General features: G+C 71.0%; 27 protein-coding genes. 12 read left to right on the forward strand and 15 right to left on the reverse strand.

Annotation, left to right across the window (positions count from 1 at the left end; all coding sequences use genetic code 11):
* Positions 1-38: 38 nt before the first annotated feature.
* From ACZ3II_RS06670 to ACZ3II_RS06695, 6 genes are all read right to left on the reverse strand, one after another.
* A complete protein-coding gene (locus ACZ3II_RS06670) occupies positions 39-251 on the reverse strand; it encodes an MbtH family protein (RefSeq protein ID WP_465516645.1) in 213 nt (70 codons plus the stop codon).
* Positions 248-502: a phosphopantetheine-binding protein gene (locus ACZ3II_RS06675; protein WP_465516646.1), complete on the reverse strand. Its 255-nt coding sequence runs from the start codon at positions 500-502 to the stop codon at positions 248-250. The genes ACZ3II_RS06670 and ACZ3II_RS06675 overlap by 4 nt, the downstream gene beginning before the upstream one ends.
* Positions 499-1,851, reverse strand: coding sequence for a lysine N(6)-hydroxylase/L-ornithine N(5)-oxygenase family protein (locus ACZ3II_RS06680; RefSeq protein WP_465516647.1), 1,353 nt, complete (start codon positions 1,849-1,851; stop codon positions 499-501). Before ACZ3II_RS06680 ends, ACZ3II_RS06675 begins: the two co-directional genes overlap by 4 nt.
* A gap of 52 nt (positions 1,852-1,903) precedes the next feature.
* Positions 1,904-2,533: a GNAT family N-acetyltransferase gene (locus ACZ3II_RS06685; RefSeq protein WP_465516648.1), complete on the reverse strand. Its 630-nt coding sequence runs from the start codon at positions 2,531-2,533 to the stop codon at positions 1,904-1,906.
* Positions 2,530-3,528: an ABC transporter substrate-binding protein gene (locus ACZ3II_RS06690; protein ID WP_465516649.1), complete on the reverse strand. Its 999-nt coding sequence runs from the start codon at positions 3,526-3,528 to the stop codon at positions 2,530-2,532. The genes ACZ3II_RS06685 and ACZ3II_RS06690 overlap by 4 nt, the downstream gene beginning before the upstream one ends.
* A gap of 86 nt (positions 3,529-3,614) precedes the next feature.
* Positions 3,615-4,568, reverse strand: a complete 954-nt coding sequence (locus ACZ3II_RS06695; RefSeq protein ID WP_465516650.1) for a hypothetical protein — start codon at positions 4,566-4,568, stop codon at positions 3,615-3,617.
* 104 nt (positions 4,569-4,672) lie between these two features.
* Here ACZ3II_RS06695 and ACZ3II_RS06700 point away from each other — a divergent pair, with 104 nt between their 5' ends.
* Complete coding sequence (locus tag ACZ3II_RS06700) at positions 4,673-4,993, forward strand: ArsR/SmtB family transcription factor (protein WP_465516651.1); 321 nt, start codon at positions 4,673-4,675, stop codon at positions 4,991-4,993.
* Positions 4,990-5,496: an SRPBCC domain-containing protein gene (locus ACZ3II_RS06705; RefSeq protein ID WP_465516652.1), complete on the forward strand. Its 507-nt coding sequence runs from the start codon at positions 4,990-4,992 to the stop codon at positions 5,494-5,496. The genes ACZ3II_RS06700 and ACZ3II_RS06705 overlap by 4 nt, the downstream gene beginning before the upstream one ends.
* A gap of 51 nt (positions 5,497-5,547) precedes the next feature.
* Here the strand turns inward: ACZ3II_RS06705 and ACZ3II_RS06710 are convergent, their stop codons facing one another.
* Positions 5,548-6,429: a glycosyltransferase family 2 protein gene (locus ACZ3II_RS06710; protein ID WP_465516653.1), complete on the reverse strand. Its 882-nt coding sequence runs from the start codon at positions 6,427-6,429 to the stop codon at positions 5,548-5,550.
* 152 nt (positions 6,430-6,581) lie between these two features.
* Here ACZ3II_RS06710 and ACZ3II_RS06715 point away from each other — a divergent pair, with 152 nt between their 5' ends.
* On the forward strand, positions 6,582-7,454 hold the full coding sequence (locus ACZ3II_RS06715) for an SDR family oxidoreductase (RefSeq protein WP_465516654.1): 873 nt from the start codon (positions 6,582-6,584) through the stop codon (positions 7,452-7,454).
* A 55-nt stretch (positions 7,455-7,509) separates the two neighbouring features.
* Here ACZ3II_RS06715 and ACZ3II_RS06720 read toward each other — a convergent pair whose 3' ends face one another.
* Positions 7,510-8,178, reverse strand: coding sequence for a DNA-directed RNA polymerase II (locus ACZ3II_RS06720; RefSeq protein ID WP_465516655.1), 669 nt, complete (start codon positions 8,176-8,178; stop codon positions 7,510-7,512).
* Positions 8,179-8,302: 124 nt separating this feature from the next.
* On the opposite strand from ACZ3II_RS06720, the gene ACZ3II_RS06725 reads away from it, so the two are divergent.
* Together ACZ3II_RS06725 and ACZ3II_RS06730 are read left to right on the forward strand one after the other, a co-directional pair.
* On the forward strand, positions 8,303-9,526 hold the full coding sequence (locus ACZ3II_RS06725) for a GNAT family N-acetyltransferase (RefSeq protein WP_465516656.1): 1,224 nt from the start codon (positions 8,303-8,305) through the stop codon (positions 9,524-9,526).
* 219 nt (positions 9,527-9,745) lie between these two features.
* Entirely contained in the window at positions 9,746-10,075 is a 330-nt protein-coding gene (locus ACZ3II_RS06730; RefSeq protein WP_465516657.1) for a hypothetical protein, read from the forward strand.
* Between the two features lie 83 nt (positions 10,076-10,158).
* On the opposite strand, the gene ACZ3II_RS06735 is transcribed toward ACZ3II_RS06730, so the two are convergent.
* The 4 genes from ACZ3II_RS06735 to ACZ3II_RS06750 all read right to left on the reverse strand — a co-directional run bounded on the left by ACZ3II_RS06735 (position 10,159) and on the right by ACZ3II_RS06750 (position 13,722).
* On the reverse strand, positions 10,159-10,644 hold the full coding sequence (locus tag ACZ3II_RS06735) for a ribose-5-phosphate isomerase (RefSeq protein WP_465516658.1): 486 nt from the start codon (positions 10,642-10,644) through the stop codon (positions 10,159-10,161).
* Positions 10,645-10,657: 13 nt separating this feature from the next.
* Positions 10,658-11,575, reverse strand: a complete 918-nt coding sequence (locus tag ACZ3II_RS06740) for an alpha/beta hydrolase (protein ID WP_465516659.1) — start codon at positions 11,573-11,575, stop codon at positions 10,658-10,660.
* A complete protein-coding gene (locus tag ACZ3II_RS06745) occupies positions 11,575-12,771 on the reverse strand; it encodes a DUF1015 family protein (protein ID WP_465516660.1) in 1,197 nt (398 codons plus the stop codon). The genes ACZ3II_RS06740 and ACZ3II_RS06745 overlap by 1 nt, the downstream gene beginning before the upstream one ends.
* Before the next feature lie 318 nt (positions 12,772-13,089).
* A complete protein-coding gene (locus tag ACZ3II_RS06750; protein ID WP_465516661.1) occupies positions 13,090-13,722 on the reverse strand; it encodes a mycothiol-dependent nitroreductase Rv2466c family protein in 633 nt (210 codons plus the stop codon).
* A gap of 101 nt (positions 13,723-13,823) precedes the next feature.
* Here ACZ3II_RS06750 and pepN point away from each other — a divergent pair, with 101 nt between their 5' ends.
* Both pepN and ACZ3II_RS06760 read left to right on the forward strand, forming a co-directional pair.
* On the forward strand, positions 13,824-16,382 hold the full coding sequence (gene pepN, locus ACZ3II_RS06755; protein WP_465516662.1) for an aminopeptidase N: 2,559 nt from the start codon (positions 13,824-13,826) through the stop codon (positions 16,380-16,382).
* 137 nt (positions 16,383-16,519) lie between these two features.
* Positions 16,520-17,074, forward strand: a complete 555-nt coding sequence (locus ACZ3II_RS06760) for a Uma2 family endonuclease (protein ID WP_465517238.1) — start codon at positions 16,520-16,522, stop codon at positions 17,072-17,074.
* Positions 17,075-17,082: 8 nt separating this feature from the next.
* Here ACZ3II_RS06760 and ACZ3II_RS06765 read toward each other — a convergent pair whose 3' ends face one another.
* Both ACZ3II_RS06765 and ctaJ read right to left on the reverse strand, forming a co-directional pair.
* On the reverse strand, positions 17,083-17,478 hold the full coding sequence (locus ACZ3II_RS06765) for a DUF5130 family protein (protein ID WP_465516663.1): 396 nt from the start codon (positions 17,476-17,478) through the stop codon (positions 17,083-17,085).
* Positions 17,465-17,707 (reverse strand): aa3-type cytochrome oxidase subunit CtaJ, encoded by a 243-nt coding sequence (gene ctaJ, locus ACZ3II_RS06770; RefSeq protein WP_465516664.1) that lies wholly within the window; start codon positions 17,705-17,707, stop codon positions 17,465-17,467. The genes ACZ3II_RS06765 and ctaJ overlap by 14 nt, the downstream gene beginning before the upstream one ends.
* Before the next feature lie 230 nt (positions 17,708-17,937).
* Here ctaJ and ACZ3II_RS06775 point away from each other — a divergent pair, with 230 nt between their 5' ends.
* Both ACZ3II_RS06775 and ACZ3II_RS06780 read left to right on the forward strand, forming a co-directional pair.
* Entirely contained in the window at positions 17,938-18,417 is a 480-nt protein-coding gene (locus tag ACZ3II_RS06775; RefSeq protein WP_465516665.1) for a hypothetical protein, read from the forward strand.
* A gap of 9 nt (positions 18,418-18,426) precedes the next feature.
* Entirely contained in the window at positions 18,427-19,242 is an 816-nt protein-coding gene (locus tag ACZ3II_RS06780; RefSeq protein WP_465516666.1) for a class F sortase, read from the forward strand.
* Here ACZ3II_RS06780 and ACZ3II_RS06785 read toward each other — a convergent pair.
* Positions 19,239-19,796: an HNH endonuclease gene (locus tag ACZ3II_RS06785; RefSeq protein ID WP_465516667.1), complete on the reverse strand. Its 558-nt coding sequence runs from the start codon at positions 19,794-19,796 to the stop codon at positions 19,239-19,241. The genes ACZ3II_RS06780 and ACZ3II_RS06785 overlap by 4 nt on opposite strands.
* A gap of 190 nt (positions 19,797-19,986) precedes the next feature.
* On the opposite strand from ACZ3II_RS06785, the gene ACZ3II_RS06790 reads away from it, so the two are divergent.
* The 3 genes from ACZ3II_RS06790 to ACZ3II_RS06800 all read left to right on the forward strand — a co-directional run bounded on the left by ACZ3II_RS06790 (position 19,987) and on the right by ACZ3II_RS06800 (position 22,802).
* Complete coding sequence (locus ACZ3II_RS06790; RefSeq protein WP_465516668.1) at positions 19,987-21,069, forward strand: mechanosensitive ion channel family protein; 1,083 nt, start codon at positions 19,987-19,989, stop codon at positions 21,067-21,069.
* Between the two features lie 6 nt (positions 21,070-21,075).
* Positions 21,076-21,468, forward strand: a complete 393-nt coding sequence (locus tag ACZ3II_RS06795; protein ID WP_465517239.1) for a globin — start codon at positions 21,076-21,078, stop codon at positions 21,466-21,468.
* A 65-nt stretch (positions 21,469-21,533) separates the two neighbouring features.
* Positions 21,534-22,802, forward strand: coding sequence for a delta-60 repeat domain-containing protein (locus ACZ3II_RS06800; protein WP_465516669.1), 1,269 nt, complete (start codon positions 21,534-21,536; stop codon positions 22,800-22,802).
* Positions 22,803-22,841 lie beyond the last annotated feature (39 nt).

The raw sequence follows: 22,841 nt of genomic DNA on the forward strand, positions 1-22,841 counted from the left end.
GTCGTCTACCGGGACGGCGGGTCGGTTACGGCGTGGGGTCAGGCGGTCATTTCGCGGATCAGGCTGGCCGGGCGCATGTCCGTCCAGTTCTTCTCCACGTACTCCAGGCAGTTGGCCCGGCTGTCCTCGGGGTGCGCGACGGTCCAGCCGGCCGGCACGTCGGCGAACGACGGCCACAGCGAGTGCTGCCCCTCGTCGTTGACCAGCACCAGGTAGGTGGCGTCGTCGTCCTCGAACGGGTTGGTGGTCATCGGGCCGGCTCCTTCTGCTGTGCGGTGATGAGGTCCCACCAGCCGTTGACCGTGGGCTGCTCGGCGAGTTCGACGAAGCCGACCTGGACGCCGCCGGAACGCCAGCGCTCGACCAGGACCATCAGCCGGATCGAGTCGAGCCCGACGTCCATCAGGTCGTCGTCCGGGCCGAAGCTGTCGGCCGGCTCGTCGATCACCTCGGCGATCTGTTCCTGCAGTTCGGCTGCCGAGGTGGGCAGGGTGGCGCTCATCGGATCTCTCCCGTGGTGACCAGGGTGCGGGGTTCCGCGGCCGGAACCGGGTGGCGCTCGGCGAGGCCGGCGGCGACCGAGGCGACGATCTCGCCGGAGCGGACCGCCACGGCGGAGAGCAGCGTGGACGTTATCCCGTGCGCGTGTTCGGTGCCGCCCTGCAGGTAGACGCCGGCGTGCAGGTCCGGGTCGGTGACCACCCGGTAGTCGCGGCCGATCCGGAACGCGCCCTCGTCGTCGCGGCGGCAGCGCGGTCCGGTCGCGCCGAGCAGCCGGCCCGCGTCGACCGGGCGGTAGCCGGTGGCGAACACGATCACGTCGGCGCTCAGCGGGGTCCGCTCACCGGTCGGCATGTGCTCGACCACCACGTCCAGGCCGTCGGCGCGGGGCGTCAGGGCGGCGATCCGGGAGGCGTTCATCATCCGCAGCCGCGGCTTGCCGAGCAGCTGCTCCTGGTACGCCTTGCGGTACAGCTCGGTGATCAGGTCGCCGTCCACCACCGAGTAGTTGGTGTTGCGGTGGTAGTCGAACAGCATCCGCTTCACGTCGGCCGGGGCGTCGAAGTAGACGTCGACGGCGGCCGGGTCGAAGATGCCGTTGGCGAAGTTGCTGTCGTCGGCCGGGCTGTAGCCGTACCGGAAGAAGACCGAGCAGACCTCCGCGCTCGGGTAACGCTCGTGCAGGAAGGCGACCGACTCGGCGGCGCTCTGCCCGGCGCCGACCACGACGAAGCGTTGCGGCAACGGCTCCTCGAAGGTCGCGGCCCGGTGCAGGATGTCCAGGTTGTGCCAGACCCGTTCGCCGGCGGTGACCTCGGGCGGCAGGCTGGACTCCAGGCCGACCGCGACGACCACGTTGCGGGCCCGCGTCGTCCGCACCTCGCCCTCGTGGACGGTGATCACGTCGACCGCCCACGCCTCGCCGTCGGCGTCCAGCACCGGCACGACGTCGGTGACGGTGTGCCCGTACGCCACGGTGTGCGCCATCCGGGCCGCGGCCCAGCTCAGGTAGTCGTGGAACTCCACCCGCAGCGGATACATCGTCTTGTAGTTGATGAAGTCCGACAGCCGGTCGTGCGCGTGCAGGTAGGACACGAAGCTGAAGTCGCTGGCCGGGTTGCGCATGGTGACCAGGTCCTTGAGGAAGGACACCTGCATCGTGGCGTTCTCGAAGAGCATGCCGCGATGCCAGCCGAACTCGGCCTGCTTCTCCAGGAAGACCGCCTCGATGCGGTCCTCCAGCCGCTCACACCGGGCGTTGTGCTCCTCGACGGCGATGGCGAGAGCCAGATTGGACGGTCCGAAACCGATGCCGACCAGGTCGTACACGGTGTAGTCCGAGGGAACCAAGTCAAGGCCCTTCCAGGAGAGTCGAACTCGGCGCGTGCCAGGTTAGGCTAACCTAACTAAATCCGGTGCGTAAAGCGGGCCCGGGGTACGTGAGGAGCGCCGCACGCTTGTGCCCCAGATCGACCTCAGCCAATTCCTCGAAGCCCGCGCCGACGAACATCCGGCGCGCCATCAGGTGTCGCGCATCCGGGTCGGCGAGCACCCGGCGGCATCGCGCGTCAGCCGTGAAGAGGGCCGCCACCAGCGTTTTCATCAATTCCCTGCCGACGCCCCGGCCGGTCTCCGACAACGGCCCGACGGCGATGTGCACACCCAGGTCGTACGGATCGGCGGGGTAGTGCCGGCCCACCACGTCACGCGGCGTGCGGTAGACCTCCAGGTAGGCCAGATCCCGCCCGTCCCGCGCGGCGATCAGCGGCCGGGTGCACTGGCCGGCCAGCTGGTGGCGCAGCACCGCCGCCCAGCGCTCGACCGGCCAGGCCTGCTCCCAGAACCGGTCCACATGCGGGAGCGCCATCCATCCGGCGATCAGGCCGGCGTCGCGGTCCGGGTCAGCGACCCGGACCGCCCACGGTGGAGCCAGGACAGGTACGGGCGGCGGCCCGGCCGACAGGACCGCGGGATCGAGATCGTCGGCCCGTTCCCGTGAGGACGCGGGCGACCAGGCCGCCGCCCCCGTCACTTGGCCGCCGCCGCGGCGATCTTCGGCAGCACGGTGTCGATGGCGTGCTGGATCGCCAGCGGGCTGGGGTTGCGCAGCGCGGTGAACTCCCCCAGGTCCAGGGACACGTACTTGCCGTTCTTGACCGCGTTCATGTTCTTGAACAGCGTGTTGTTCTCGATGGCCGTCTTGAACTGGGCCTCGGCCGGGTAGATCATCACCACGTCGGCGTCCAGGTCGGCGATCTTCTCCAGGCTGAGCGTGACGGCGAAGTCCTCGCTCTTGATCGCCTTGACGGCCGGGGTCAGCTCCATGCCGTACCCGTTGAACATCTTGACGCCGGAGTCCTCCGGCGAGCGCAGCACGCCGATGGTGCCGGCCTCGAACGCCTGCGCCAGCGTGAAGGTCTTGCCGACCAGCGCCGGGTACTGGGTCTTCACCCCGGCGACCTTGGCCTCGACGTCCTTGATCACCTGCTCGCCCTGCTCGACCTTGCCGACCAGCTTGGCGACCTGGCGGAGGGTGGTCTGCCAGGAATCCTCGAACGGGCCGGACTCGTACGCGGTGGTCGGCACCAGCGGCGACAGCGCCTTGTACTCGTCGTCGATGTAGTAGTCGCCGCCGGCCAGCACCAGGTCCGGGTTCAGCGTGGCGACCTTCTCCGCGTCGACGCCCTTCTCACCCACCTCGAGGACGGTCGGGGTGCCGGTCAGCTTGGGCTTGGCCCACGGGGTGACGCCACCCTCGTGCACCGAGGCGCCGATGCCGACCGGCTGGACGCCGAGCAGCAGCAGGGCGTCGAGGTCGGCGTCGGACAGCGCGACGATGCGCTCCGGCGCCTTCTCCAGTGTGGTGGTGCCGAGCTTGTGCGTGATCGAGACGGGGTACGCGCCGGCGGCCGCGGAGGGCGCCCCGGCCGTCGGAGTCTCCGCCTCGCTCGTCCCGCAGGCGGCGAGCGAGCCACCGGCGAGAGCGAGCGCGAGCACGGAGGTCGAAGCGCGCAGACTGAATGACATATCGACTCACCTTACGTTCTTAGGTGTGCCTAACCTAAGTGACGCTGGCTGGTCGCTTCAACCCAGGGTGCCGCCCCGCACCGTCCTCAGTCGCTGCGGTTCTCCTGGACGTGGGCGCGCATCTTCACGAAGTTGCTCATCCGGTTCCAGGGCGACCGGGTGATCCAGTCGTCACCGATCACATCGAACAGGCTGCCGGCCGCGTTGTACTGTCCGTTCAGGCCCAGGGCGAAGGCGAGCTGGTTCCAGACGATCGGGGTCAGCAGGGTCTCCTGGTAGTCGTCGTGGAAGGCCGAGCCCTGCAACGCCTCCCAGATCTCGTCGATGACCTCGTCGCGCTGGTAGTACTCGTCGAAGTTCGCCCGTTCCTCGGTGGTCGCGTGCTCGTAGTGCGCCATGGCCACCAGCACCGGGATGTGGGTGCCGGGGCAGGCCGCGGCCCGGGTCCGGGCGAAGTCGAACATCGCCTCGGTGCTGCCGCTCCACTTGGGCTTGAGGCCCTCCATCATCTGCCAGTGGCCGAAGTAGTGGATGGGGTCGGCCTTGATCAGCCCATCGAAGCGCCGCCAGCGCTCCTCCTCCGGAAGCTGGCGGGCCCGGCCGAGAGTGATCAGGCTCTTCCAGGCGTCGGCACAGCCGGGATCCCGTTCCACGACCTCGTCGAGGCAGTCCTCGGCCTGGCGCAGGCGGTTGAACCAGACCTTCCAGGCATCTTCACTCACCGTATCGGCCGTGCCGCTGCCCCGTGCGTCCCAGGCCCAGTGGACCAGCCGGACGCCGCGGACCAGCAGCGGCAGCGTCGAGCCGGGCTCCTCCCGGATCGGCCCCTTGATCCACTCCTCGAGGCCTTCGGCATCGGCCGCGACGCTCAGGTAGTACGAGCGGTTCTCCGGGTCGGGCCGGGACAGGATCTCGCGCGCGGTCGCCCAGTCACGCTCGCTCAGCGCCTCGTCCAGGCGTTCGGCCTCGGGGTCGCCGTAGTAACTGAGGAACTCCGGGCCCTCGGGCTCCGCCGCTTTCTTCTTCTTGAAAGACCACACGGCCGGTGAGCCTAGGCTCCGCGCGACTCCCCCGGAAGATCGAATCCCTGCGCCGTACGCGGCCCGTCTTGACAGGTGACCAAATGGTCACATAACTTGGAGTCATGACGGACGACGACCGGGTCTTCAAGGCATTGGCCGACCCGAGCCGCCGGTTCCTGCTCGATCTGCTCTTCGCCCGGGACGGCCGCTCCCTCTCCGAGCTGGAGAGCGAGCTGGAGATGACCAGATTCGGCGTCGCCAAGCATCTGCGGGTGCTGGAGGAGGCCGGGCTCGTCGTCGTCCGGCGCTCCGGCCGGGAGAAGCTGCACTACCTCAATCCGGTGCCGATCCGGCAGATCCACGACCGGTGGATCGACAAGTTCACCGAGCAGCACGTGACCGCACTCATCGATCTGAAACGAACGCTGGAGGAAGAGTCATGAGCGACACCCAGGTCTTCCGCATCTGGATCAAGGCGTCGGCCGACAAGATCTGGACGGCCATCACCGACCCGGAGTGGAACGCGAAGTACGGGTACGCGGCACCGCAGTTCTACGAGCTGGAGAAGGGTGGCCGGTTCCATTCCACGGCCACCGCCGAGATGAACGCGTACGCGTCGGCCAACGGCTTCGCCCTGCCTGAGATCATCATCGACGGCGAGGTGCTGGAGGCCGAGCCGCCGCGGCGCCTGGTGCAGACGTGGCGGATGCTGATGGACCCGACCACGGCGGCCGAGCCGTTCACCACGCTGACCTACGACATCGAGGAGTCGAGCCCCGGCGTCTGCCGGCTCACCATCACCCACGAGACGCCGGGCGCGCCGGCCACCGCCGCGATGATCCTCGGCAACCCGGAGGCCGGGGCCGAGGGTGGCGGCGGCTGGGCGTGGGTCCTCAGCGACCTCAAGTCGCTGCTGGAGACCGGCAAGATCCTGACGCAGGCGTAAGCCGCGCCGGGCCCCGGTCCGTGCCCGCCCGCGGCACGGACCGGGGCCCGGTCACCCGACGTAACGGCGGGCGGTCGAGCGGCGCTGCGTCTCGTCCAGCCGCCCGAGACGGGCCTCCACCACGGCGGGCCGGGGACGGCGGTCGGTCAGCAGCCAGCCGAGACCGCGCAGCGCGTCGACCGCACCGAGCAGCGACGTCCGGTCCCGGGGCACGGTCCGGGCCAGGAAGAGGGTGCGGCGGACGGCCGGGCCGAGCGGCCGCCGCAGCCAGGTGAACCAGAGGGTGTTGCGCAGCCCGACCCGGCGGCGGTGGGTGCTGTCCCGCAGCTTCGACGCCCGGTGGTGCACGGTCAGGTCCTCCAGGTAACACAACTCCCATCCGGCGGCGATCAGGTCGGTGGCCAGCAACTCCTCCTCGCCGCCGAGCCAGAGCCGCTCGCTGAAACCGCCTGACGCCTCGAACGCGTCCCGCCGCACCACCGAGGCGCCGGCCAGGAAACTGCCGAGCGCCGGGCCGGGCAGCCAGTCCGGCGCGGGAACCGGCGAGTCGCGCAGCTCGGCCACGATCGGGTCCTCGACACCGGCGGGCTCGACCACGATCCGGGCGTTGACCAGGGCGAGCCGCGGGTGGGCGTCGAGCGCGTCGGCGGCCCGGGCCAGCGAGCCGGGGCTCCACCAGGTGTCGTCGTCACAGAAGGCGACGTACGGGGTGCGGGTACGGCGTACCCCGATGTTGCGGCCGACCGCCCCGAGATTCTCGCCGAGCGCGACCACCTCCACGTCCGGATACCGACGCCGGACCGCGTCGGCGGTCCCGTCCGTGGAGCCGTTGTCGACCAGCACCACGTGCGGCCGCTCCGGCAGCTCCCGCAACCGCCGCACACAGGCCAGCGCCTCCTCACGCCGCTGCCAGGTGATGACGACGGCGCTCACCCGCGGATCCCCCATGAAAAATCTTTCCCCCTCGTCGCGGAACAGTCGCGGAACGCGGGCCCGCATACCCCGGATCCGGTTATTCGCACTTCTTCTGGGCACACGGTCGGTACGCCGGACACTCCGGTGTGCGAGGACGAGGAGGCGATGACGTGGACCCCCGCGATCTCTACCCGAAGCCGGAACTGGACGGCGGCGACCAGCAGCCACCCGGCCTGACCTCGGCCATGCCGGACCGGCCGGATCACGGCGAGGAGTCCTACCGGGGCTCCGGGCGGCTGTCCGGCCGCAAGGCGGTCATCACCGGCGGGGACTCCGGGATCGGCCGGGCGGTGGCCATCGCGTACGCGCGGGAGGGCGCCGACGTGCTGATCTCCTACCTGCCCGAGGAGGAGTCGGACGCGGCCGACACGGTCCGGTGGATCGAGAAGGCGGGCCGCAAGGCGGTGGCCGTGCCCGGTGACATCTGTGACGAGGCGCACTGCAGGGCGATCATCGACCGGGCCCGGCAGGAACTCGGCGGGCTGGACATCCTGGTGAACAACGCCGCTTACCAGATGCAACAGCCGGGCGGCATCACCGACATCACCGATGAGCAGTTCGACCGGGTCATGAAGACCAACCTGTACGCGATGTTCTGGCTCTGCCGGGCCGCGGTGCCGCACATGCCGGCCGGCTCCACGATCATCAACACCGCGTCGATCCAGGCCTACCTGTCGTCGAGCGCGCTGCTCGATTACGCCACCACCAAGGGTGGCATCGTCGCCTTCACCAAGGCGCTCGCCGAGGACCTGGCGGAGAAGGGCATCAGGGTCAACGCGGTCGCGCCCGGGCCGATCTGGACGCCGCTGATCCCGGCGACCATGACCGAGGAGAAGGTGAAGAGCTTCGGCGGCGACACCCCGCTCGGCCGGGCCGGGCAGCCCGCCGAGCTGGCCCCCGCCTACGTGTACTTCGCGAGCCAGGAGTCCAGTTACACCACCGGCGAGGTGCTCGGCGTCACCGGCGGCAAGCCGGTCAGCTGACCGGGACAGCGCCGATCGCGCCGCCGGGGAGAACCGGCGGCGCGAAGCCGGCGGGTCAGAACAGGCCGGTCACCCAGTTGACGGCCTCCATCACCCACGTGGTCTGCCGGAGGAAGGCGAACCCGACGCCGGCCAGGAAGACGCCGGCGACCATGTGCGCGCCACGGGCGGTGTGCCGCGGGCGGCCCAGCCGCTGCTCGAGCACGAGCCGGCCGACCAGCCGGGCCAGCGCGAACACGCCCGCGGCGACGGCCAGCGTCACCAGGAAGACGATCAGCGCGCTGAACAGGTCACCGTCCGACGACAGCGCCCAGATGCCCCAGCAGACGAAGGAGAACAGCACGGCGGCGCTGCTCCACTCGCCGCCCCGGCGCAGCCGCCGGATGTGCCAGCTCAGGCTCCGCTGCGGCTCCTGGTGGCGCTCGTCGGGCCAGCCCGTGCCGGTCGGCTCGTGGCCGGCGCCGACATGCCCGGTGAACTGGCCGGTGAACTGCTGGGTCCGCTGGGTCACGCTGGCCCGGCCCCGGCTGAACGGCGACGCCTCGGGCGCCTGCGCGGGCGGGGCGGTGGGGGCCGCCGGCGCGGGGACGGCTTGCACGGGTGTGGTGGGCGCCGGCTGCTCCGGCACGGCGTCCGGGGTCGTCTGCCTGGTCGGCTGATCGGCCCATGGGTCCTGCGGCGGCATGTCGAGCGTCCGCTCGGACCACTGCGGTTGCTCCGGCATCGTTCCCCTCTCGGCTTGCGGTCGGTGACCGGCGATCCCGGCGGTCGGTGACCGGCGACAGTTCGAGGGTAACGAGCCCGCAAATAGGTCGCCGCCGCCCGCAGCAGTCCGTTACACACATGCCATGAAGGAAGAGATACCGATCCGCCCCACCACCCCCGCGGACTTCCCGGCGATCTGCGACCTGCTCGGCACGGTATTCCACGAGGATTTCAGCGGCGAGCTCAAGGAACTCGAGGCGGAGATCGTGGAGTTCGACCGCTCGATGGTCGCCGACGACGCGGGGCGGGTGGTGGGACACACCCTGGCGTTCACCCGCGACTTCACGGTGCCGGGGGCGGTGGTTCCGGCGGCGCACGTCTCCGGGGTCGGTGTCCTGCCCACCCACCGGCGGCGCGGTCTGCTCAGCCGGATGATGCGCCGCCAGCTCCACGAGATCGCCGACGCCGGCCGGGAGAGCGTGGCGGTGCTCTGGGCGAGCGAGAGCGCGATCTACCCGCGGTTCGGGTACGGCCCGGCCGCGTCCCGCCTCTTACTCAACATCATGAACCGTGAGGTACGTCTCCCCGCCCCGCCCGCCGAGCCCTCCGGCAGCCTGCGGATGGCCGATCCGGAGAGCGCGCGCACCGACATCACCAAGGTGTACGAGCAGCTGCGCCCGGAACGGATCGGCTGGTCCAGCCGGGACGACCGCTGGTGGCGTTACGTGCTGTCCGATCTGAAGGACCAGCGCGACGGCGCCACCAAGCGGTACGCCGTGGTGCACGACGGCCCGGACGGCCCCACCGGTTACGCGCTCTGGCGGGTCAGCGACGGCTGGACGCATCACGGCCCGAACGCCGAGGTGCAGGTCCGCGAGGTAGCCGCCGCCGACCCGGCGACCTATCTGGCGCTCTGGCGGTTCCTGTTCGGCATCGACCTCAGCCGCAGCGTCACCACCCGCCTGGCCGCCGTGGACGAGCCCTTGCTGTACCTGGCCGACGAGCCGCGCCGGCTCGGCCCCTCGATGATCGACGCCCTGTGGGTACGCCTGGTGGACGTGCCGCGCGCACTGGCCGCCCGCCGCTACGCCGCCCCGGTCGACGTGGTGCTCGAGGTCACCGACCCGATCCTGGCGGGCAACAACGGCCGCTGGCGGCTCACCGGCGGGCCGGACGGGGCGACCTGCGCCGCGACCACCGACCCGGCCGACCTGACCTGCTCGGTGACCGACCTGGGCGCGGTCTACCTGGGCGCCACCAGGTTCGCCGCGCTGGCCGCGGCCGGCCGGGTCCGGCAGCTGACCGGCAACGATCCGACGGTCGCGTTCGGCTGGAACCGGCTGCCCAGCCCGACGGAGGTGTTCTGACCCGATGCCCGCGGCGGTACCGTCGGTGGCATGGGCCAGCCCGAACGCCGACGCCGCCGTGTCCGTCCCGCCACGGCATCCGCCGACCAGCCCACTGACACCCGAACCGGCGAACCCGCCGGCACGCCGCCTGCCGTGCCGGTCCCGGCTCCGCCCCCGGTCCCGGTCCCCGCACCGCCGCCGGTTCCTCCACCGGTGCCGGTTCCGGTTCCTCCGCCGATGCCGGTTCCGGCGCCCCCGGCCGTGGTGACCGGCGAGGGCGACGGCCCACGCCAGGCAACGGCCGACAACAGGCAGAAACCGGCGCAACCGGCCCGTGGCGGCTATCCACGCCGGTCCGGTCCAGGGCCCGGCGGCGGTGACGAGCGGGAGTCCGAACGCGGCCTGCGCGGCCTGGTCGGCTCCGGGTCGTCACAGGTCAGCGTGGGCGCGGCGCTGCGCGCCCGGGACGCGTCCCGTCCCACCGACGACGACCTGGCCGAGGCGGAGGCGAACCTGACGATCGTGCGGCGCAACTGGCTCCCCCGCGAGGAACTGCCCCGGCGGTGAAAAAACCCCGGCTGGTTGTCAGGGCTGTCTCGACGGCGTCGAGACAGCCCTGACAACCAGCAGGGGTCGGAGAAGGGGTGCGGTCAGGCGGTGGTGCTGGGCTCCGGCAGCTCCGGCAGCTCGCGGGCGACCTCGTAGTCGGCGAGCTGGGAGATCCGGCGGGCGTGCCGGGCGTCGCCGGAGAACGACGTCGCGATGAACGCCTCCACGAACGCCGTGGCCTCGTCGAGGGTGTGCTGGCGGGCGCCGATCGCGATCACGTTGCTGTCGTTGTGCTGCCGGGCCAGCTCGGCGATCTCGGCCTTCCAGACCAGGGCGGACCGGACGCCGGGGACCTTGTTGGCGGCGATCTGCTCGCCGTTGCCCGAGCCGCCGATCACGATGCCGAGCGAGCCGGGGTCGGCGACCACCTTCACACCGGTGTGGAAGCAGAACGCCGGGTAGTCGTCCTCGGCGTCGTAGACGTGCGGTCCGACGTCCACCACGTCGTGCCCCTGCTTCACCAGGTGGTTCACGAGGTGGTTCTTCAGCTCGAAGCCGGCGTGGTCGGAACCAAGGTAGAGACGCATGATGGGAAGTCTTTCAGAAGGTGAGGGCCGAACGCAGGGCGGACGCCACCTGATCAGCCGCGGTTCGCGCGGCGTCGATGGTGGCCAGTTTCCGGGCGAAGCCGTGGTTCACACCCATGTAGCGGGTGTGCACCACCGGGACGCCCGCGGCGATCAGCGCGTCGGCGTAGTCGGCGCCCTCGTCGCGCAGCGCGTCGTACTCGGCGGTGATCAGCAGGGTGGGCGGCATGCCGGCCAGGTCGGCGGCGGCGAGCGGCGCCACGTCCGGGGTGAACCGGAGCATCGGGTCCGGGACGAACGTCTCCCAGGCCAGCTTCATCGAGGCCCGGTCCAGGCCGTACTCCCCCAGCTCGTCGTAGGACTCGGCGGCGGTGAGCGGGTCGATGGCCGGGTAGATCAGCACCTGGAAGTCGAGCGGGGTGGCGGCGTCGCGCTGCCGGCGGGCGGTGACCGTGGCGAGCTGGCCGCCCGCGCTGTCCCCGCCGATCGCCAGCCTGGACACGTCCAGCCCCAGATCGCCGCCGGACTTGCGCAGGTACCGCAGCACGGTCTCGGCGTCGTCCAGCGCGGCCGGGAAGACGTGCTCCGGAGCGAGCCGGTAACCGGCGGACACCACGGCACAGCCGGAGCGGTCGGCGACCCGCCGGCAGAACCGGTCGACGGTCTCGATGCTGCCGTAGCACCAGCCGCCGCCGTGCAGGTAGACGAAGACCGGGGCGCCGATCTTCCCCGCGTAGAGACGGCAGGGCACACCGTCGGCGTCGAAGTCGGCGACCACCGGCAGCGGCAGCGCCGGGCCGGTCTCCGCCTCGTTCGCCTCCTCCATCGCGGCCCGCACCCCGAGCAGGCGCTGGTAGGGGTCGGCCGCCAGTTCCTCCGGAGACGGCCGCCGCCGCAGCTGGGCGGCGGCCGTGACCTGCGGGTGCAGCATCAGCGGAGGTCGGCGACGACCAGGCCGCCGCGGGCCTTCGGAGTGAACCAGGTGCTCTTGCGGGGCAGCTTGAGCCGCTCCAGGTTGACCTCGACGAAGTCGTCGACGGTGACCGGGGCGATCAGGACCGCCAGCTCGGCGCGGCCGGCGTCGACCTCGCCGCGCAGCCACTCGACCGGGTAGTCGCCGCCGATGTAGGAGATCCGCTTGTCGCCCGGGTCGAGTCCCAGCGCGTCACGCAGCAGGACCCGCTCGACGAGGGCGTGGTCCAGGTTCTCCACCGTGCTGCCGGCCGGGTCGGCGGGCAGCCCGAGGGCAAAGGTGCGGCCGGCGGCGTACACCTCGACGGTGCCCTTGGCCGGAAGCTGCGCGGGGCGCGGCAGCTCGGTGACCGTCGCACCCGCCGCGCGGAGCCGGTCCAGCAGCTCGTCGACGGGCGCCGGCAGCTCGCTGATCAGGCGGTTGTAGGGCTGGATGAAGACCGAGGCCGGCGTGGTCACGACGGCCAGGAACCGCTCCAGGCCCCCGGTCTGCGCGGCCAGGCTGCGGTGGTTGCCGTCGGCGACCACCAGCTCGCCGCCACCGGCGAGGGCCAGCAGCTCGTCCTGCTGGTCGCCGGGGCCGAGAGGCCAGATCGCGTGGGTACGCCCACTGGCGTCCACATCCGTCGCGGCCGGCTCGCCCGCCGCGCCAACCGCCCGGGCCAGCGCCGCGTGCAGCTCCTCGCCGCGCCCGGTCTGCAGCAGCAGCACGGGCGACAGCAGCGCGCCGACCGCCTCGGCCAGCGCGACCCGCTCGCGGACCTTGCTGATGAACACGTCCTCGTTGCGGATGACCAGGCCCGGCTCGTCGGCGCTGGTGGAGATCTGGCCGGTCTCGACCATGCTCCACAGGCCGTAGGCGGGGGCCTCGCCCGGCGCCGTGATGCGGTAGAGCACCACGACGTGCTCAGCCTGCCGGTACTTCTCCTCGGCCTGATCGCGCTGCAGGCGGACAGCGGCGTCCGGCAGCGACTCGAGGAAGGACTTCCCGAGGGACTCGGGCGCGAGGTGCGGCATCTCCACGGCCAGCGCGCTGTGCGGGTTGGCGGTGATGATGTCGGTGATTTCGGCGTCGTCGGCGAACTCGTCGTAGTTCTGGGCTCCGGTGCCACCGGTGGTGATCCAGGCCCGGCTGATCGGGTGCACGACCGTCATGGCTGGCAACTTACCCGGCGAGCCTTCGGTGCCTGCCCACCGGCATGTTTCCTCGTGACCTGCTCAACTGCGCGGTGCGGTGCGGGTTCACCGCGCGTTCCACCGGCCTTGCCGTGACGGTCACCGGAGGAGCGAGCATAACCGCGACATCCGGGGGCAAATCGTCCCAGGCTCCGCGCTGGACGCTGATGCTCGAGCCGACCGATTCAGTTTCCGGCATTACCCGCCTCCGCGCTGGATGAGGTGTACGTCACCTCATCCAACGACGGATTCCGGGCCGGGCATCGCTTTTTTCAGCGAACGCCACCGAACGGCAACTCAGTCGAAGATCGGGCCCAGGTCGCGGCTGCGCTTGAGCTCGTAGAAGCCGGGGGTGCCGGCGACGAGCACGACGCCGTCCCACAGCTTGCCGGCGGCCTCGCCCTTCGGCGCCGGGGTGATGACCGGGCCGAAGAAGGCGACGGTCTCGCCCGGGTTCGGGCCGGGGGCGTGGATCACCGGGGTGCCCACGTCGGTGCCGACCGGCTTCATCCCGGCGTTGTGACTGGCCCGCAGAGCCTCGTCACGCTCGCCGGTCTTCGCGGCCGCGGCCAGCTCCGGGTCGAGGCCCACCTCCGCCAGGGCCTCGCGGAACAGGTTCTCGTCCTCGATGTCGTATTTCTGCAGGTGAATGCGGGTGCCGAGGGCCGTGTAGAGGTCACGCAGGACGGCCGGACCGGCGGCCTCGGCAGCGGCGATGCAGACCCGGACCGGGCCCCAGCCCTTGGCCAGCAGCGTCTTGTACTGCTCGGGCAGTTCGTCGCGGCCCTCGTTGAGCACCGAGAGACTCATGACGTTGAAACGGACGTCCAGCGGACGGACCTTCTCCACCTCCAGCAACCAGCGGGAGGTGATCCAGGCCCACGGACACAAGGGGTCGAACCACATGTCGACAGTGGCGCGTTCAGTCATTCTTCGATCTTCCTCCTTTTTCGGTCGCCGGTCGGGGTGAGTTGTGTCGCCGTCGCCGCATAGGCTGCGGGGAAACGCAGTCAGCTCGAAGGAGAGTGCACGTGGCCGGTGTTCACAACCTGACCCAGGTCGAGGCTGCGGAGCGTGGTCGATTGCTCGAGGTGACCGGGTACGACATCACCCTCGACCTGACCGACGGGCACGGCAACCCCGGCTCCGAGACCTTCAGGTCCACCTCAGTGATCAACTTCCGGTGCGCCGAACCGGGCGCCACGACGTTCGTCGAGGCGGCAGCCGCGCGGATCCACTCCGCGACGCTGAACGGCGAACCGCTGGACCTCGGCTCCTGGTCACCCGAGAACGGCCTGTCGCTGCCCGGCCTCGCCGCCGAGAACACCCTGGTGGTGTCGGGCGACTTCGGATACTCGGCCAGCGGGCAGGGGCTGCACCGCAGCCTCGACCCGGTGGACAAGGAGGTCTACCTCTACAGCCAGTTCGAGACGGCCGACGCGCAGCGCGCCTTCGCCTGCTTCGATCAGCCCGACCTGAAGAGCGTGTTCACCTGGCACGTCACGGCGCCGGGGCACTGGAAGATCGTCTCCAACATGCCGGTGGACGGCGAGGAGAAGGCCGATTCCGGGGCGAAGACGACCCATTTCGCCACCTCGCCGAAGATGAGCACGTACATCACGGCGATCTGCGCCGGGCCGTACCACGAGATCCGCGACTCGCACGACGGCATCGAGCTGGGCGTCTTCTGCCGCGCCTCGATGGCCCGGTACCTGGACGCCGACGACCTGTTCCTGGTCACCAAGCAGGGCTTCGACTTCTTCCACGAGAAGTTCGGCGTTCGGTACCCGCTGCCGAAGTACGACCAGCTGTGGGTGCCCGACTTCAACGCCGGCGCGATGGAGAACTTCGGCTGCGTCACGCACGCCGAGTCGCACTACATCTTCCGCTCGCAGGTCACCGACTACGAGTACGAGCAGCGCGCCAACACGATCCTGCACGAGCTGGCCCACATGTGGTTCGGCGACCTGGTGACCATGCGCTGGTGGAACGACCTGTGGCTGAACGAGTCGTTCGCCGAGTGGGCGAGTCACTGGTGCAACACCGAGGCCACCCGGTTCGGCGACGCCTGGACGACCTTCCTGTCGATCCGCAAGACCTGGGGTTACCGGCAGGACCAGCTGTCCTCCACCCACCCGGTGTACTGCGAGATGCCGGACCTGGAGGCGGTCGAGGTCAACTTCGACGGCATCACGTACGCCAAGGGCGCCAGCGTCATCAAGCAGCTGGTCGCCTACGTCGGCCTGGACCCGTTCCTGACCGGCCTCCGGGCGTACTTCACCAAGTACGCGTGGGGCAACGCCACCTTCGACGACCTGCTCAGCGAGCTGGAGGCGGCGTCCGGGCGGGAGCTGCGCAAGTTCGCCGCGCAGTGGCTGGAGACCGCGCAGGTCAACACGCTGCGCCCGGTCGTCGAGGTGGACGGGGACGGCCGCTACACCAGCGTGGTGGTGCAGCAGGAGGCGCCGGCCGACTACCCGACGCTGCGCACCCACCGGATCGGTGTGGGCCTGTACGACCTCGACGGCGACCGGCTGGTCCGGCGCGAGCGGATCGAGGTGGACGTGGCCGGGGAGCGTACCGAGATCGCCGCGCTGGCCGGTGTGAAGGCCCCGGACCTGCTGCTGCTCAACGACGAGGACCTGACGTACGCGAAGCTGCGGCTGGACGAGCGGTCGCTGGGCACGCTGGTCGGGCACATCGCCGGCTTCGACTCGTCGCTGCCCCGGGCGCTGTGCTGGGCGGCCGCCTGGGACATGCTGCGCGACGCCGAGATGGCGGCCCGCGACTACGTGGCCCTGGTCGTCGCCGGCCTGCCCGCCGAGGACGACATCAACCTGGCCACGGCGACGCTGCGGCAGGCCGCGACCGCGCTGGCGACCTTCGCCGACCCGGCGTGGGCGCCGCAGGGCTGGGCGCAGCTGGCCGGCCTGGCCGGCGCTCAGGTGGCGAACGCGGAGCCGGGCAGCGGGTGGCAGCTCACCTGGGCCCGGGCGTTCGTGACCGCGGCCCGCACGCCGGACGAGGCGGCCGTGCTGCGGGGCTGGCTGAGCGGCGAGTCGCGGCCGGAGGGCCTGGTCGTCGACACCGAGCTGCGCTGGTCGCTGCTGCAGGCGCTGGCCGCGCTGGGGGCCGCCGCCGAGTCCGAGATCGACGACGAGCTGGCGGGCGACAAGACGGCCAGCGGCGAGCGGGAGGCCGCGGTCGCCCGGGCGCTGCTGCCGACCGCGGAGAACAAGGCCCGGGTGTGGGCGGACCTGACCGGTCCGCAGGCGCCGCCGAACTGGCTGAACCGGTCGCTGCTGATCGGGTTCCAGAGCACCCGTCAGGTGGCGCTGACGGCCCCGTACGCCGAGAAGTTCTTCGCGGTGGTCGGGGACGTGTGGGCCCGCTCGGACAGCGAGCCGGCGCAGGAGTTCGCCACTATGGCGTACCCGGTCTACCAGATCAGCGAGGAGACCGTGGCGCTCACCGACGCGTGGCTGGCCCGTGACGGTCACCCCGCGTCGCTGCGGCGGCTGGTCGCCGAGGGCCGGGACGGTGTGCTCCGGGCGCTGAAGGCCCGGGCGAAGGACACCGCCGCGTCCTGACCGGAAGTGATTACCGGCCCGTCCCACTTTCGTGGGGCGGGCCTTTCACATGCCACAACATGCCTGTGGATAACACGTCAGAAACAACTCTGTGTGAGTAGGCTGGCACTCCGCGGTGATGGAGGTGGTCCGTGACGATGCTGAGCCAGGGTTCCCCGGTGCGCTGGTCCGCGCCGGAGGGCCGGTGGACCCAACCCGACCTGCAGTTGTTCCCGCAGGACGGCCACCGGTACGAGATCCTCGACGGCTGCCTGCACGTCACCCCACCGCCCGACGACCGGCACGACTCGCTCGTCGAGTCGGTGGTCGCGACGCTGCGCGCGGCCGCCCCGCCCGGCTGGTGGGTGTGCGCCCGGCTCGGCATCGCGATGGAGGCCAGCAACCTGGTGCCGGACGTGACAGTGCTGCGGCCGCACTCATCCGGCTCGATCTGGGTGGACCCGGCCGACGTCGCGCTGGTGGTGGAGGTCGAGACGGCCGAGACCCAGCGGTACGACCGGCTGCTCAAGCCGGACGTCTACGCGGCAGCGGGCATCCCGGCGTATTGGCGGGTCGAGGCCGGGCCGGTCCTGCGGGCGTTCACCCTGGACCAGGACGGGGCCTACCGACCGGCCTGTGACGTCGAGACCGAGGAGCAGGTCAGGCTGGACAGCCCGTACCCGCTCCGGGTCAATCCCGCGGTCTGGCGCTGAGCCCTCGGTCAGCCGCGACCGGCGTGGGTCGCCAGCTGGTCGATCCCGATCATCAGGCCACCGGCCAGGTCACCGCCGGCGAAGGCCGCGGCCATCGACAGGCCGGCGAGTTTCGCGTCCCGGTTGGAGATGCGCTTGCGCGCCTCGGAGCCGGTGACGATCTCCAGCTTGCGCTGGTTCGGCGAGATCGCGACCAGCACGGACCGCTGCGGGTTGCGCGTCTGGGCGTGCAGTTTCTCCGCGGACGCGCGCAGCGGCTCCTCGATCGGGCCGAGGTAGATGCTGAAGTTGAGGCCGGTCACCTGGTCGGCGATCCGGAGCGCCTCGTCGAGGCGGAGCAGCTGCCGGGTCGTGAACGGACCGTCGACGGGCTGCTCGAGCGGGGTGACCTCACCAACTGTCACTTGCGCCTCCTGTAGGACCGGGCCGGACCGGAGCGCCGGAACTGTCCTCGATGACCAGTCCGGAGTGGCCGTCCGCGGCCGGAAGAACATGCTGCGGCGTGGCGGTGAACCACATCGCCGGGAAGTCGTAGGGCCGGCCCGGACGGTAGCGGCGAGACGGCTTGGACCGGTCAGAACCGGCGAGCACGATCGTCGCGATCGTCCCGATGATCGCGGCCGGAATGATCACAAAGACCAGAACGGTGCTGATTACTGACAACTGAACGCCCCCAGGCGCCGGTGATCCGTCTTATTCCGAACATCAATCACCGTAGCGGAGCGCATGTCGTCCCGGAGCGTCGGGTCTCGAACCGGGGTCTCACGCCGTCGGGATCTACGCGGAATGGGCGTGCAGGTGCGAAAATCACCCTCACGCGCCGTCCGCGTACTCTCCGTCGCGAACGGCAGAAGGGGGATCCCATGCGCACGTTCGTCCCCGCCGTCGCTGCGGGTCTGGCCATCGCCCTGACGGGCGCCTCCCCGGCCGCGGCAGCGGCCACCTTCATCGAACTCAACCCCAGCACGGTGCGGGCCGGTGACGAGGTCGCGCTGCGCGCATCCTGCGACGACAACCTCAAACCGGCCACCGTCACCAGCGAGCCGATCGGTTCGGTCACGGTCTCCCCGGAGTTCGGGTTCCTGACCGCGACGGTACGGGTCCCGGCCGACACCGAGACCGGCGACTACCCGGTGGCTCTGCGCTGCCAGCAGGGCGGCGCCGCCACGACCACGCTGCACGTGGTGGCCAAAGTGGTGCCGAGCAAGGGCCCGGCCACCGGTGGCGGCGGCACCGCGGCCGGCGGCACGACCGGTCCGCTGCTGATCGGCGGTGGCCTGGCCGCCCTGCTCGCCGGGCTGGTGCTCGGCGTCCTGTCGCTACGCCGCCGCCGAGTCGGCTGAGGGCGCGGCGTGACGAGCGGAGAACGACAGCCGGCCGGCCCGCGCGTGCCCGCGGCGGTGGCGCAGAAACGGCCGGCCCAGGTCATCACGGCGCCGCCGCCCGGAGTGGTCACCGGCCCGCTGCCGCCGACGCCGGTGCTCCGCGGACGTTCGCCCTTTCGGATCGCCCTGCCGCGGAAGGTGCCGAAGCCCCAGCCGGTCCGCGGCCGGCGGGGCGGGATGATCGGGGTGGCCGCGTTCGTCCTGGTCTTCATCGGACTCTTCGCGTTCGGGCTGGGTCTCGGCTTCGCGACCGGGTTCGACGTGCGCGGGCTGTTCCGGGGGCCGGACGAGCCGCCGCCGCGGGAGTTCCCGGTGATGGAGCCGAGCCGCCCGGAGCGGCTGGAGATCCCGGCGATCGCGGTGTCCGCGCCGGTGCACGAGGTCGGGCTGGCCGGCGACGGGTCGGTGGGCGTGCCGCCGCTGCAACGGCACAACGAGGCCGGATGGTTCGAGGGCGGCCCGACGCCGGGGCAGTTCGGGCCGGCCCTGATCGTGGGGCACGCGGACACCCGGACCGGGCCGTCGGTCTTCGCCCGGCTGGACGAGATGCGGCCGGGTCAGCAGATCACGGTGCGCCGCTCGGACTCCTCGGTCGCCGTGTTCGAGGTCAACTCGGTGGAGACCTTCGACAAGGACGAACTGCCGGCGCAGCGCGTCTACGGCGATTACACCCGGCCGTCGCTGCGGCTGATGACCTGCGGCGGGAAGTGGCTCGGCGGGGAGGAGGGCTACGCCGACAACGTCGTCGTCTTCGCCTCCCTGGTCACCGCCCGGGACGCTTAGGCGGCCTGCGCCGTCTCGGCCGGGCCGGTGGGGACGGTGGGCAGGTCCAGCCAGTCCATCCAGCGGGGGTCGGGGGTGCGGTGGCCGAGCACCCGCCAGGCCACCCCGCGCGGGGCGGCGGGCGCCGTGTGCAGCCGCCAGCCGAGCTCGGCGGGGGTCTTGTCGCCCTTGCTGTGGTTGCACTTGGCACACGCGGCCACCACGTTGTCCCAGGCGTGCAGGCCGCCGCGACTGCGCGGGAAGACGTGGTCGATCGTCTCGGCGGATCCTCGGCAGTAGGCGCAGCGGCCGCCGTCACGAGCGAAGATCGCCCGGCGGGACAGGCCGACGTGGGTGCGGTAGGGCACTTTCACATACCGCGTGAGACGAACCACGGACGGGACCGGAAGTGTGTGATGCGCGCTGTGCAGGATGCCGTCGCCGTCCGAGACGCACTCGGCCTTGGCGGTGAGGACGAGGATGGTCGCCCGACGCACTGATACGACGCACAGCGGCTCGTATGTTGCGTTCAGCACCAACGCGGAAGAGCCAACCGTGGGTCGTATGTCAGGCATCGCGTTCACCCTTCCGGAGTGTGTTGCTGCTAACCGCTCCCATAGCCCATGCGTGTGTGATGTGGGCCTCGTCGAACGGGACCCGTGCGCCAATAGTCCCTGATGAATAACCAAATTGCGAGCACAATCTGTGGCCGCCCGGTAAACGTCTGAGGGTCTCGGACAGCCGGACCCGGTACCTTGAGTCCCCGTGTTCCCCTTAGCCGCCCCGGCCTCCCCGACCCCGACGCCCTCCGACGTCTACGTGACACCGGTGTGCAACGACGACGTGCTGTGCAGCCGGATCCTGGAGTGGAGCAACGGCAACGAGTGGCTCGCCACGAGCAGCTACGTGGTGCTGATCAAACCGCTCCGGATCATCGGCATCATCCTGGTGGCAATGCTGATCCGCTGGCTGCTGCACCGCGGCATCTCCCGGCTGGCCACGACGACCTCGCGGGCCTCCATGCCGGCGCTGCTCAAGCCGCTCAAGGAGAAGGTGACGGTCACCGCCGAGGAGGGGACGTTCATCCCCGAGCGGCGGCGGCAGCGGGCCGAGGCGATCGGCTCGGTGCTGCGCAGCTTCGTCAGCGCCATCGTCTTCACCATGGCCGCCCTGCTGGTGATGGGTGAGCTGGGCTTCAACCTGGCGCCGCTGCTGGCCAGCGCCGGCATCGTCGGCGTGGCCCTCGGCTTCGGCGCGCAGAGCCTGGTCAAGGACCTGATCGCCGGCCTCTTCATGCTTCTGGAGGATCAGTACGGGGTGGGCGACACCGTCGACCTCGGCGAGGCCACCGGCGTGGTGGAGAGCGTCGGCCTGCGGATCACCACGGTCCGCGACGCCCGCGGCGTGCTGTGGTACATCCGGAACGGCGAGATCATCCGGGTCGGCAACAAGAGCCAGGGCTGGGCGATGGTGGTGATCGACATCCCGATCGGCTTCGTCAACTCGGAGGAGGCGATCGCGGTGCTGAAGGTCGCCGCCGAGCAGGTGGCGCACGACCCGGAGCACGAGACCGGCTTCCTGGAGCCGCCGGACGTGATCGGTGTCGAGCAGCTCACCGTGGACGGCGCGGTGATCCGCACCATCGCCAAGACCACCGCCGACAGCCAGATCTCGATCCAGCGCGACCTGCGCCGGGCGCTGACCGAGTCGCTCGAGTCGACCGGCCTGTCCGAGCGGATCGCGGCGTCCCGGCTGCTGCCGCGCAGCGCGGTTCCGCCGGCGTGGCTGGGCGGGGGCGCCGCGGCGGCCGAGCAACCGCCGGCCGGGCAGTCCGGTGGCGCGACCTAGGATGGGATCGTGACCGACGCACCGACCTTCTTCGACGCCGTCGGCGGCGAGCCCACGTTCCGGCGCCTGGTGGACAAGTTCTACGAGGGCGTCGCGACGGACCCGCTGCTGAAGCCGATGTATCCCGAGGAGGACCTGGGACCGGCCGCCGACCGTCTGACCCTCTTCCTGATGCAGTACTGGGGCGGCCCGAGCACGTATTCGGACGCGCGCGGCCACCCCCGGCTGCGGATGCGGCACGCGCCGTACCAGGTCGACGAGGCCGCCCGGGACGCCTGGCTGCTCCACATGCGGGTGGCGGTCGACTCGCTCGGCCTGCCCGAGGCGCAGCGCACGACCCTCTGGGACTACCTGGAGCGGGCCGCCTATTTCATGGTCAACACGGAGCCCACGCACTGACAGTGACGCATGCGGCGGTGACTCGTTGATCGCAATGTCACTCGCGATCTCCGGGGAGCCGTCTCATGCGCCGTCGCCTGCTCGCTGCCGCCGCCGTCGCGGCCATCGCCGTACCGGCGACGACGGGATCCCTGCCGGCAAGCGCTGACACCTATCACCCGACGGTGGTGTCCGCCGATCCGGTGGATTTCACCCCGCACGTGCTGGACGGGACGGTGTGGTCGCTGGCGGTCGTCGGTGACACGGTGGTGGTCGGCGGGGCGTTCAACAAGGTCGCCGACAGCAGCCGGCGGTTCACGTACGAGCGCAAGAACATCTTCGCCTTCGGGCTGCACGACGGCCTGATCCGGACGTTCGCCCCGGAGGTGGACGGCGCGATCTACTCGCTCGCGCCCGGGCCGGACCACTCGGTCTACATCGGCGGGGCGTTCAAGAGCGTCAACGGGGCCGGGCAGCGGGCGGTGGCGCGGGTCTCGCTGCGTGACGGCAGCCGGTACCCGTCGTTCAACCCGCGGATGAACTGGGGTGACGTCCGGGGGCTGGTCACCCGGGGGGAGCGGCTCTACGTGGGCGGGACGTTCTCGGCCGTCAACGGGGTGCCGCGGGTGGGGCTGGCGCGGCTCAACGCGTACACCGGGGTCGTGGACCAGGGGTTCGACGCGCGGCTGGCCGGGCCGGGGCTGAAGCGGACCCGGGTGGAGCACTTCGACGTCTCAGCCGACGGCAGGAAGCTGATCGCGGTGGGCGCCTTCCTGAAGTCGGGGACGGCGGACCGGACGCAGATCGCGCTGTTCGACGTCGGGGGCCCGGGGGCGGCGCTGACCGGCTGGTACACCGACGCGTTCAAGCCGGAGTGCATGAAGGGCTTCGACACGTACCTGCGGCAGGTGAAGTTCTCGCCGGACGGGTCGTACATCGTGGTGGCGGCCACCGGGCGGGCGTCGTCGGCGCAGAAGCTGTGCGACTCGGCGGCCCGGTTCGAGACCCGGACGGCGGGGCCGCAGAACCCGACGTGGGTGCAGCGGACCGGCGGGGACTCGCTGTACGCGGTGGCGATCACCGGGCCGGCCGTCTATCTCGGTGGGCACCAGCGGTGGTTCGACAACCCGTACGGCTCGGACGGCAGCGGGCCCGGCCCGGGCGCTGTCTCCCGCCCCGGCATCGGCGCCGTCAACCCGAGCACCGGCAAGGCGCTGGAGTGGAATCCCACCCGCTCGCGCGGCGTCGGGGTCCGGGCCTTCCTGGTCACCGAGGGCGGCCTGCTGGTCGGCTCGGACACCGACCAGCTGGGTCGCGAGTACCACGGCCGGATCGGCATGTTCCCGCTGCGCTAGCCCACTTCACGTGTGTTGAGCTCGGCCGTCAGGCGCGCC

This window comes from Actinoplanes sp. NPDC019969, from assembly GCF_055562375.1.

What these genes read in the sequence shown, in the direction of transcription:
- ACZ3II_RS06735 (WP_465516658.1), bottom strand. Translation starts at nt 10,644, where the DNA reads ATGCGTCTCTACCTTGGTTCCGACCACGCCGGCTTCGAGCTGAAGAAC.
- ACZ3II_RS06745 (WP_465516660.1), bottom strand. Translation starts at nt 12,771, where the DNA reads ATGACGGTCGTGCACCCGATCAGCCGGGCCTGGATCACCACCGGTGGC.
- ACZ3II_RS06670 (WP_465516645.1), bottom strand. Translation starts at nt 251, where the DNA reads ATGACCACCAACCCGTTCGAGGACGACGACGCCACCTACCTGGTGCTG.
- ACZ3II_RS06700 (WP_465516651.1), top strand. Translation starts at nt 4,673, where the DNA reads ATGACGGACGACGACCGGGTCTTCAAGGCATTGGCCGACCCGAGCCGC.
- ACZ3II_RS06675 (WP_465516646.1), bottom strand. Translation starts at nt 502, where the DNA reads ATGAGCGCCACCCTGCCCACCTCGGCAGCCGAACTGCAGGAACAGATC.
- ACZ3II_RS06730 (WP_465516657.1), top strand. Translation starts at nt 9,746, where the DNA reads ATGCCGGTTCCGGCGCCCCCGGCCGTGGTGACCGGCGAGGGCGACGGC.
- ACZ3II_RS06740 (WP_465516659.1), bottom strand. Translation starts at nt 11,575, where the DNA reads ATGCTGCACCCGCAGGTCACGGCCGCCGCCCAGCTGCGGCGGCGGCCG.
- ACZ3II_RS06760 (WP_465517238.1), top strand. Translation starts at nt 16,520, where the DNA reads ATGCTGAGCCAGGGTTCCCCGGTGCGCTGGTCCGCGCCGGAGGGCCGG.
- ACZ3II_RS06690 (WP_465516649.1), bottom strand. Translation starts at nt 3,528, where the DNA reads ATGTCATTCAGTCTGCGCGCTTCGACCTCCGTGCTCGCGCTCGCTCTC.
- ACZ3II_RS06720 (WP_465516655.1), bottom strand. Translation starts at nt 8,178, where the DNA reads ATGCCGGAGCAACCGCAGTGGTCCGAGCGGACGCTCGACATGCCGCCG.
- ACZ3II_RS06705 (WP_465516652.1), top strand. Translation starts at nt 4,990, where the DNA reads ATGAGCGACACCCAGGTCTTCCGCATCTGGATCAAGGCGTCGGCCGAC.
- ACZ3II_RS06725 (WP_465516656.1), top strand. Translation starts at nt 8,303, where the DNA reads ATGAAGGAAGAGATACCGATCCGCCCCACCACCCCCGCGGACTTCCCG.
- ACZ3II_RS06750 (WP_465516661.1), bottom strand. Translation starts at nt 13,722, where the DNA reads ATGACTGAACGCGCCACTGTCGACATGTGGTTCGACCCCTTGTGTCCG.
- ACZ3II_RS06785 (WP_465516667.1), bottom strand. Translation starts at nt 19,796, where the DNA reads ATGCCTGACATACGACCCACGGTTGGCTCTTCCGCGTTGGTGCTGAAC.
- ACZ3II_RS06800 (WP_465516669.1), top strand. Translation starts at nt 21,534, where the DNA reads ATGCGCCGTCGCCTGCTCGCTGCCGCCGCCGTCGCGGCCATCGCCGTA.
- ACZ3II_RS06775 (WP_465516665.1), top strand. Translation starts at nt 17,938, where the DNA reads ATGCGCACGTTCGTCCCCGCCGTCGCTGCGGGTCTGGCCATCGCCCTG.